Consider the following 5184-nt stretch of genomic DNA (forward strand, 5'->3'; position numbering starts at 1 on the left):
GCCTGGGAGCATTAGCTGCCCTAATTAGCATGCGCTATATCAAGTCCGATGATCCGCAAAGAAAAGGGGAATAAGATCAGGCTCTTAGCTGAATTATGTGGGTGAGTTAAGGCAGAGAATATGGCCTTTTGTTCCTCTGCGCCTCTGTGGTTGGGTCAGAGCATCGCGGTTCACCACAGAGGCGAAAAGATACAGAGAGTTTCCGATTCAATTTCACCCATGCAAAATAGCGAGGAGCCTTTTCTTTTTGCCAAAGTCGCTCCTGCCTGACCCATTTCGCTTGAAATTCTTGAAATAAATGTATGCCGCCGCCAGGATGAGAATAATGAGAATGCCAGCAAAAAAGAGCATCCATGCCTCAAGATGAGAGTCCTCTTCTACCATCACCAGGAGAGCAATATCCTCCCGCCTCTCGCTACCCTTGCCTATCTGGTCCATATCCTCCCCGGGTGGTGAAATCCGGTAAGAGATACTGCAGGGAAGGGGAGCGTATCCGGACGTGGTATTGCCCTCGGTGAGAACCATGAGTTCAAAGGATGCCTCAGATCCCGCCTCGAGGTCCTTATAGTTTTGTTTTTCATCCGATTCATTTACCAATTCATCCCCTGCCCGGAGGAATGGCGAATTGGCTCTTGCCTCCAGCCGGAGGTCAATGGCGGCCTCGTCTCCCTCGTTGGCCACCACAACCTCAAGCTCAGTTGCCTCCCCCGGCCTTGCCGCTCCTTTGATCTCCGGTATCATTATCTTCGGCCCGAGGACCACCTTGACCGGCAAAGGCAGCTCTTCGGATAGATCCTCATAGACAAATATGATATCGGGCGCTATGTCCTCGTTGGAGGTCGAAACCCTCTCCAGACGAGAATAGCTCAGCCTGAGCCTGGCGGGATAGATGCCCACCTCTGCCCCCTCAGCCAGGGCCATGAACTCCACCGTGGTGTTCTCTCCCGGTCCCAGGGAGCCTGCCATCTGGGGTCCGGACAAAACCCTCACCCTCTCGTCATCGCTAACAAGCTCTGCTGTAATGCCCCTGGCTCTTGCCGGATCAAGATCCACCTCTTGGTACTCTTGTGGCTCGGGGGCTTGTCCAGTAGCATTGTTATGCAGCAGGACGTACAATGTCGAAGGGCCATTTGTATCCAGCCTGCCATTGACCGAGGAGATAGCCAGATCGGGACGCCCGTTCTTCCCGTCCTCTGCAGAAACGGAATATGAAAAAGAGACAGCAGCCAGGAGGAAAAAGAAGAGAATAACGGCGGATATTATCCTCGAAATCGATACATTCCCTGGCCCTTTCATCGAACTATTGGAGGTTTTTATATCTTTTTATATTTGCTGGCTCCCTTTCAGCTTTCAGTTGAATAGCCTCCTCTTGTGATCAGTCTTTTGAAGGTTTCTCTAAGGATGCCGCCTCTTCCGCCTTGAGCCCTTTGTGCACCACCCCGCAGATCCTTCTGGTGATCAGCTCGGGATCCTGGTGCTGGAAGACGTTTCTCCCAATGGCGACCCCACGCGCTCCTGAGACTATAGCCCCTTCCACCATCAGGAGGAGGTCCAGTTCCGTCTCCACCTTGGGGCCGCCTGCGATCACCACAGGAACCGGGCAGCTATCGACCACACTGGCAAAGCTATCCGGATCTCCGGAGTAATTGGTCTTGACGATATCCGCCCCCAGCTCCGCACCCACCCGGGCGGCATGGGCGATGCTCTCCGCTGAATATTCGTCCTTGATCTTCCTTCCCCGGGGATACATCATCGCCAGGAGAGGCATGCCCCATTCCTGGCAGTGGCGGGATATCTCGCCCAGCGTGCAGAGCATTCTGCTCTCATCCTCTGCACCCACATTGACGTGAATGCTAACCGCATCCGCTCCGATCTTTAAAGCCTCCTCCACCGTCGCCACCAGGACCTTGTTGTTCGGATCAGGTCCCAGAGCGGTGGAGGCGGAAAGGTGGATTATCAGGCCGAGATCACGGCCATAGCCTCGATGGCCGAAGGTGGCCGCGCCCTTGTGAACCACGGCAGCATCCGCTCCCCCCCGAGCTACGGCATCGGCGATGTTCTTGACGCTCTTGATTCCCTTGATGGGTCCAACGGTAACCCCGTGATCCATGGGTATTATGACTGCGTTTCCGGTACTACGGTTGAATATCCTCTCCATGCGAATCGATGTTCCTCTCAATCTCGGCAACTCCTAAGTCTTGGCTTATTCAGCATTTTTGTTTGATGCACATTTTAGTACATTATAGTATATTACATTGCTACAATGAGCAATATTGTGTATTTATAGTTTCTGTTAAGGATTTGGGAGGATGATCTGGCGATGATCAATGGAAGGGGAGAGGAGGAGGAGCAAAGGCGAAAGGCAGGGGTGGGCAAAGGATTAGCAAGCCTGAAATAGTGGAAAAAATCCATACCTTCTGAGTGATTTGGATGGGTTTGGGTGTATCTGGTCAAAAGCAGCAGCGAGAGATTGCAGGAACTGCTTTTTTCATATCCCTGCTGGCAGCCACTTCTCTGATTATCCTATTTGGCACTGCACTGGCAGGCACGGAGACAGGGGAGTTCTGTCCCGACTGCCCGGACTGGACGAACCTGGATGGCTGGTATGCCCAGAAGGAATCCTATGAGAACAGCATGCTGAGCCCAAGTCCTCCTGTCGAGCAGAACATGCCGAATTCACAAGCCCAGGCCGAATCGAATACCATTGAAGATAAGTCTGCCGATTATCCTGTAGCTTCGATCCTCACCCGGGCGAATTTGATCGAAAGCGATCGAGTTATCCTGGATGTGCGCTCTATTCAAGAGTACCAGGAGGGGCATATCCCAGGCGCTCGCAACCTTTACTGGAAGGACCTGCAAAAGGATGGAGTCCTGGATCCGATCCTGGCCCAGGAGGCTCTGGGCCGGGCGGGGATAATCGCAAGCGATCGGCTCCTCATCTATGGCGATTCCAGCGATCATGGTGCACCCTTTGTCTTCTGGGCCCTCTCATACCTGGGGCATGATGACATCAGCCTACTTGACGGAGGAATTGATGCCGCCCTGAATGCAGGATTGGATCTGAGCGCAAATGCACCGTCTATTGCGCCTACCAACTACACCAGCCACGTGGTGCCGGGCCTCCTGGTAACCCCCGAGAGTCTTGATGGCCTGCTTGGGCTATCCGATGTCAGCATTCTGGATGCACGGGACTTTTCTGAATACGGCAAGAACAGGATCACCAATGAGGCCATGCCCCTGAGCCTGGATAGGATCTATAAAGATTCAGGGATTAAAGATGCCAGCATCCTGGAGGATCTATTCGGCAGCCGGCTGGATGAGTCCGGGACCGCCGTGGTCTACGGGACGCCAGAGGCCTACAGCCTCTTTTTCAGCCTGCGGCTCATGGGCTACAATGCCACCCTGCTGGTGGGCGACTGGTGGAAGGAGACCAGGTGGGCAGTTAGCAATGTGAAATAATCCAGCCGAAAAAAAGGGCTGGCTGCCTAGATTGCCAAAGATAAAATATCGGGTTTGCTAAAATGCAATATCAGATGTATCCCATGATGGCGGAAAACGGGATCTCTGTCTGGCAGATTCAGCTGGCCACCGCCATGGGCGAAGATGAGCGAGAACAGGGATTTGCTCTTGGACCCGTCCAGAATACCAGAGATCTCGAGCTTCATCCGCAGGACGCGAGGCCTTAGAGGGCAACTTCGCCCAAAAATAAAAATTATAAAAGAAAAAGCATTTTCATCTGGTGTATCCAAGTTTGCCTGCTACAAAGATCGATAGGCTTGCATTGTAGGCATCGCCTTCTGCCTTCTGCATCTCTCCCCTGCCCAGCCAGGCTTCACCATAATTTGGATGCAGCTCTATGGCCTTTTCGTATGCCTCCAGGGCTTCTCTGTTCCTTCCCTGAAGAGACAGCGCGTCGCCCATGCCGATCCAGGCTTTTGCAGCCGAAATCCGTCCAGGTATGCTGGAGGCTGCATGCTTGATGGTCCCATTATAGGAATCTACTGCGGCATTGTATTCGCCCAGCTTCTGCAGTGCATTGCCCTTTTCCAGCCAAACTGCAGCATCCTTGGAGTTGTCCTGCAAGATCTTGTCTAAGGTATCAATGGCCATCTGGAAGGCAGATCTGGCCTCATCTTCCCGGCCTGCGTTATTCAGAAGATCTCCCTTATCCATCCAGAGCGCGGCCAAGTCTTTGGCATCCTTGCTCGGCGTCAGGCGAATGGCCTCCTCGTAGGCCTGCAAAGACTCATTATACCTCTTCACCTCTGCGAGCTGGCGGGCCTTGCCGTTCCAGGCATCGGCATCCTGCGGGTCCAGCTTGAGAACAACATCGTAGGCCGTCAATGATTCGTTGTGCATGCCCTGCTTTGCCAGGTCATTGCCTTTCAGGCTCCAAGCTCTCTTATTCTGTGGGTAGCGCGTTGTGACATTATCAAGGACTATCAGGGCCTCCTTTATCTGACCGGCTGCATGGAGGACAGATACCTTGGCCAGACTCCAGGCCTGTATATCTTCAGCATTTTCTGCAGGTATCAACTCAATGGCTCTTTCCAGGTCCTGCAGGGATTCGTTGTACTTTCCAGTCAAGCCGAGGAACTCTCCTTTTCTTCCCCATGCCATATAGTCCTGAGGATCGATCTCTGTTACCTTATTGTATGCCTGCAGTGCCTCTTCCCATTGACCAAGATTTGCCAGGGTGTCGGCCTTGCCCTTCCAGAGTTTGGCATTTTCTGGATCTTTCTTGATGCTCTCGTTGAAGGCTGCCCAAGCCTCGACATAAGCCTGCTTAACCTCCTTTTGCCTGCCAAGGCCGCTCAATGCTATGGCTTTATCCTGCCAGGCAAATGCTTCCATCGGATTCGTCTTGAGGGTCTCTTCCGAGATGGCAAGCGCCTTTTCATAAACCGAGAGCGATTCGTTCTCCCTGCCCATGCTTCCGAGGTCTGATGCCTTGCGCAGAAGTGCAGTCACATTTTTTGGGTCCAGCTTCAAAACCTCATCGTATGCCTGAAGGGCTTCTTCGTGCATGCCCTTATGGCCAAGGTCTCTGGCTTGATTCATCCAGTAATCTGCAGTATTATCTTGCGCGCCCTCGCACGTGAGCAATAAAATTAAACCTGTGAGAATCAGAGTGAAGCATGAATTGCTGATCCATTTTGTCTTATTCCTCAAACCATTTGCGTC

5 protein-coding genes are annotated in these 5184 nt (G+C 52.8%); 2 read left to right on the top strand and 3 right to left on the bottom strand.

Annotation, left to right across the window (positions count from 1 at the left end; all coding sequences use genetic code 11):
• Positions 1–213 precede the first annotated feature (213 nt).
• Positions 214–1296 carry a hypothetical protein gene (locus BP822_RS06790; RefSeq protein WP_286878024.1) on the bottom strand — a complete coding sequence of 361 codons (1083 nt, stop codon included), beginning with the start codon at positions 1294–1296 and terminating at the stop codon, positions 214–216.
• A 79-nt stretch (positions 1297–1375) separates the two neighbouring features.
• Positions 1376–2179 carry a 2-amino-3,7-dideoxy-D-threo-hept-6-ulosonate synthase gene (locus BP822_RS06795; protein ID WP_286878026.1) on the bottom strand — a complete coding sequence of 268 codons (804 nt, stop codon included), beginning with the start codon at positions 2177–2179 and terminating at the stop codon, positions 1376–1378.
• A gap of 251 nt (positions 2180–2430) precedes the next feature.
• On the opposite strand from BP822_RS06795, the gene BP822_RS06800 reads away from it, so the two are divergent.
• Both BP822_RS06800 and BP822_RS06805 read left to right on the top strand, forming a co-directional pair.
• Positions 2431–3459: a sulfurtransferase gene (locus BP822_RS06800; RefSeq protein WP_286878030.1), complete on the top strand. Its 1029-nt coding sequence runs from the start codon at positions 2431–2433 to the stop codon at positions 3457–3459.
• A gap of 74 nt (positions 3460–3533) precedes the next feature.
• Positions 3534–3686 (top strand): hypothetical protein, encoded by a 153-nt coding sequence (locus BP822_RS06805; protein WP_286878027.1) that lies wholly within the window; start codon positions 3534–3536, stop codon positions 3684–3686.
• A 46-nt stretch (positions 3687–3732) separates the two neighbouring features.
• Here BP822_RS06805 and BP822_RS06810 read toward each other — a convergent pair whose 3' ends face one another.
• The gene (locus tag BP822_RS06810; protein ID WP_286878028.1) at positions 3733–5061 is read right to left on the bottom strand and encodes a tetratricopeptide repeat protein; all 1329 of its coding nucleotides are present in this window, start codon (positions 5059–5061) and stop codon (positions 3733–3735) included.
• Positions 5062–5184 lie beyond the last annotated feature (123 nt).

This window comes from Methanosaeta sp. UBA458, from assembly GCF_002496085.1.
Lineage (GTDB): Archaea > Halobacteriota > Methanosarcinia > Methanotrichales > Methanotrichaceae > Methanothrix > Methanothrix soehngenii.